This is a genomic window from Vicinamibacteria bacterium (assembly GCA_035620555.1).
Taxonomy (GTDB): Bacteria; Acidobacteriota; Vicinamibacteria; order Marinacidobacterales; family SMYC01; genus DASPGQ01.
Map to the genome: position 1 here is coordinate 1 of DASPGQ010000654.1, position 4,157 is coordinate 4,157.

Here is a 4,157-nt window from a genome sequence, read left to right on the forward strand (position 1 = left end):
TAGGCGATTGGGCCGTCGTGGATTTTCCCGGAGCCATTGGGCCCGAGGTAGCCGAGCACTTCACCGCGAGACACGGCGAAGCTCACATCCCGCACGGCCGTCAGCGCGCCGTAGGATTTGGAGACACCCTCGAGCTGCAGCATATCATTCGTATCTCAGCGCTCTGCCGGGCTCGATCCGCATCGCACGCCGGGCAGGGATGGCGCAGGAGAGTGCGGCTGCGATCGCGAGCAGCGTGGCCACGACACCGAAAGTAAGGGCGTCGTTGGAACTCGTATCGACCAGGAAGCTCGACAGAAGCCTTCCCGCAGCGAGTGTGCCCAAGCCGCCGAGAACGAGTCCGGAAGCAAGCTGGGTGGATACGGGGAGGGCAACGAGCCACGTCAGGTCACGGTCCGTGGCGCCGAGAGCCCGGCGAATGCCGAGCTCTTGATAGCGTTTCGTGACGGCGTGGGCGGTGACGGCGTAGATTCCTACCGCCGCGATGACGAGCGCGATGACCGCGAACGTCAGCAGCATCCCTCCGATGACTCGGTAGGGCCATCGAGACTGGGAGCGCAGCTCATCGCCCGTCATGATCGCATGGAGTGCGAGCTCGGGGTCGAGCCTTCGCACTTCCCGCCTGACGGCGGGAACCACGGCGTCGGCCGAGCCGGAAGACCCACGGACGATGAGGCGCAGCGAGCCCGAGGGCGCATAGCGAAAGGGCAGGTAGACGGTGGGCTCGGGCTGGAACCTCCGGTGCCGCAACGTCGGCGCGACGCCCACGAGGGTGAGCCACGGAGTCTCCTCTCCTGAGCGCGGATCCGTGAGGCGGATGCGCTCACCCAGAGGTTCCCCACCGGGGAGATAGCGTGACACGAAGGCATCGTTGACGATGGCTGTCGTGTAACCCGGGCCACCGTCGCGGCTCGTGAAAGCACGACCCTCACGAAGGCCGATTCCCAGCGTTTCGAAATAACGCGGACCGACGGTAAGAAACGCGACCGTAGGGGGAGAATCCTCAGGAAGCGGGCGTGCTTCCAGAGCGAGAGCTCGCGAAGCGGCATTGGCGAAAGGAACGGTGCTGGATAGAGTGGACGAAGCGATGACGTCGACGGAGTCGAGCGCCCGATGGAGGCGCTCCAGCAACTGGAATCTCTCTTCGTCGGTTTCGTATCGCGGCGCCGGAAGCGTCAGCCCCATCGTGGTCATCTCCGACGTGTCGACGGCGAGGTCGGCTTCATAGATGGCGAGGAAGCTCCGCATCATCAAGCCCGCGCTCGTCATCAGAACGAGCGTCACCCCAAGCTCTACCACGGTGAGCGCGAAGTCGAACCGACGGATCCCACCGTGCGCAGGCGCCTTCCTAACCGCGAGATGAAGGGCGGGCGCGAGGCCGAATAGGAGTATCGAGAAGGCGGACACCGTGGCCAGATACAAGACAACGCGCACATCCATGGTGAAGTGAATCCAGTACGGGCGTGTGATCCCCTCGATGGCGGCAGCGAAGCCGCGGAGACCTAATGCGGAGAGCGCCAGGCCAGAAAGCCCGGCGAAAAGCGCGAGCAGGGCGCTTTCAATGAGTAGCTGCCTCGCGATCTGCCAGCGCGTGGCTCCCAGCGCTACCCGAAAAGCGATTTCCCGTTGGCGATGGAAACCGCGAGCGAAGAGGAGCCCGGAGACGTTCGCGCAGGCGACGACGAGGACAAAGAGCGCGGACAACATCGAAAACGAGAGCATCGGGTCACCGGTGAGCGTTCCGGTGAAAGGCTTTACGTCCGGAACGAGGCTTTCGTTCGCGAGGGATTGTAGCGACGCCCGTGCCTGATCCACCGAAACGCCCGTGCCGAGCTTGCCCACGAGCTCGAGCTCGCGGGCGTCGCGCCGGTTGCGATCGAGGCCCGGCATCTGTGCGAGGGGCTGCCACAGGTCGGCGTAGAAGTCGAAGGCGAAGCCCTCGGGCATCACGCCCACGACGGTCGCATCCACTCCGTTGACGCGGAGCGTCCGGCCGATGACGCCGGGATCTCCTTCGTAGCGACTCCGCCAGACCTGCGAGCCCAGGACGACGACGGGCACGGCCCCGGGCCGGTCGTCCGCCGCGGTCAGGTATCGACCCTCGGCGGCCGGCACGCCGAGAAGGGAGAAGCCCGATGAGGAAATATAGAGACCGGGGAACTGCTCCGCGGCACGCTCGTCGCCGCTGAGGGTGAACGAAGTTTTGCGGAACGCGGCGATGCCCTCGAGCCCGGAAGCCAGAGAAAAATCCTCGAAATCGCGAAACGAGACACCGCTATCTCTTCCGGCGTCATCGCGAGGGTAGTGAATCCTGACGATGCGCTCTGGCTCTTCGACGGGCAGGCCCCGGAGCCGAGTCGCGTTCACGACCGCGAAGACCGTCGTGCTCACGCCGATGGCGAGACCGAGCGCCACGACCGCGGCGGCGGTGAATCCCGGGGTTCTGCGAAGCATGCGTGCAGCGATGCGTGCGTCACGACTCCAGGCGTCGAGATGGACGAAGCCCCGTGCCTCCCAGTGGCGGTCGCGAACCGCCGAGATGCTTCCGAACTGCGCCCTCGCCCGGGCTCGAGCTTCCGGCTCGCTCATGCCGCGACGAACGTACTCATCGGTGAGGAGTGCCAGATGGGTCTCGATCTCCTCCGCGAGATCGGCATCCAACCGTCTTCTTGCGAACACGTCCCTGAGGCGCGTCAGGAAGACGACGATCTTCGATCTCACCGGCTTGGCTCGCCCTCGGTTAGTCGAATGAGCTGCTCGATGATCCCGGAGACGCGCCGCCAGTTCTCCGTCTCTTCCAAGAGGCGCTTCCGCCCGGACTTGGTGACGGCGTAGAACTTCGCTCGCCGGTTGTTCTCCGACACGCCCCACGTCGCCGAGATCCATCGCTGCTGCTGAAGGCGCACGAGCGATGCGTAGACCGTGCCCTCGTTCAGCTTGAGAGCGTTCTCGCTTACTTGCTCGATGCGACGGGCGATCCCGTATCCATGAAGGGGACCCATCGATGCGAGGGTCCGGAGCACCATGAGGTCGAGGGTGCCCTGCAACACGTCGACCCGATCTTCCGAAGGGCTCCGCCTCTTTCCTTTGGCCATCCCATAGGAATTCTAGTCGACAGAACTTCGCAATACAAGTCCGAAATTTACGTAATCGGTTTCGCGACGGAAAGGGCTAGGGGTAGCATGGGGAGTGTCCTGGGAGCCGAGTCGCCTTTCCGGCGCCATCGAAGCGCCCTTTCCCGTATCGCCTCGCCCGCAGCTCGCAACTCTCGTAAAAGAGGTCCCCGCAGGGGACGACTGGCTGCACGAGATCAAGCACGACGGCTATCGCCTCTTGTGCTCCATTCGGGACGGACGCGCGCGTCTCCTCAGCCGGAACGGTCTGGACTGGACGGACAAGCTCTCGCGCCTGGCGTCGAGCGCGAAAGAGCTCCCGGCGCGCGAAGCGGTTCTCGATGGAGAGATCGTGATCCTTCGTTCCGACGGGACCTCCGATTTCCAGGCCCTTCAGAAAACGATCGGAGGCGCCAACCCATCGGGGCTCACGTACTATCTCTTTGACGTCATCTACGGTGACGGCCGCGATCTGCGTCACGTGCCCCTCGTCGACAGGAAAGAGCTCCTCCGGTCGCTCCTCGAAGGCACTCCCTCCGATCGACTGCAGTACAGCGAGCACGTGCAAGGCCATGGGGCAGCGGTTCTCGAGAGGGCATGCGCCCTCGGAGCCGAGGGCATCGTCTCCAAGCTTCGAACGAGCTTCTACGAGCCGCGACGGACGCGCACATGGCTCAAGATCAAGTGCAGCCACCGGCAGGAATTCGTGGTCGTGGGCTACACCGAGCCAGAAGGCTCGCGCACGGGATTCGGCGCCCTTCTGCTCGCCGTGTACGACGAGGAAAGGCGGCTCGTTTTCAGCGGTCAAGTAGGCACGGGGTTCACCGAGAAGATGCTCCAGGATCTCATGGTGCTCCTCGAGGAAAGAGCTCAGGACGAGCCTCCTTTCGAGTCGACTCCGCGCGAGCTGAAGCGTGCCCACTGGGTGCGGCCGGAGCTGGTGGCGGAGGTGGAGTTCACCGAGTGGACGAGTGACGGGAGGCTCCGGCATCCTTCGTTCAAGGGGCTTCGATTCGACAAGCCCCCGAGCGAGGTGCGCCGTGA

3 protein-coding genes are annotated in these 4,157 nt (G+C 64.3%); 1 reads left to right on the plus strand and 2 read right to left on the minus strand.

Annotated elements, in window-relative coordinates; all coding sequences use genetic code 11:
- Positions 1-144: 144 nt before the first annotated feature.
- Both VEK15_26595 and VEK15_26600 read right to left on the minus strand, forming a co-directional pair.
- On the minus strand, positions 145-2,721 hold the full coding sequence (locus tag VEK15_26595) for an ADOP family duplicated permease (protein ID HXV64297.1): 2,577 nt from the start codon (positions 2,719-2,721) through the stop codon (positions 145-147).
- Complete coding sequence (locus VEK15_26600) at positions 2,718-3,095, minus strand: PadR family transcriptional regulator (GenBank protein HXV64298.1); 378 nt, start codon at positions 3,093-3,095, stop codon at positions 2,718-2,720. Before VEK15_26600 ends, VEK15_26595 begins: the two co-directional genes overlap by 4 nt.
- Before the next feature lie 94 nt (positions 3,096-3,189).
- Here VEK15_26600 and ligD point away from each other — a divergent pair.
- The coding region (ligD, locus tag VEK15_26605; protein ID HXV64299.1) for a non-homologous end-joining DNA ligase at positions 3,190-4,157 on the plus strand (968 nt) is incomplete at its 3' end.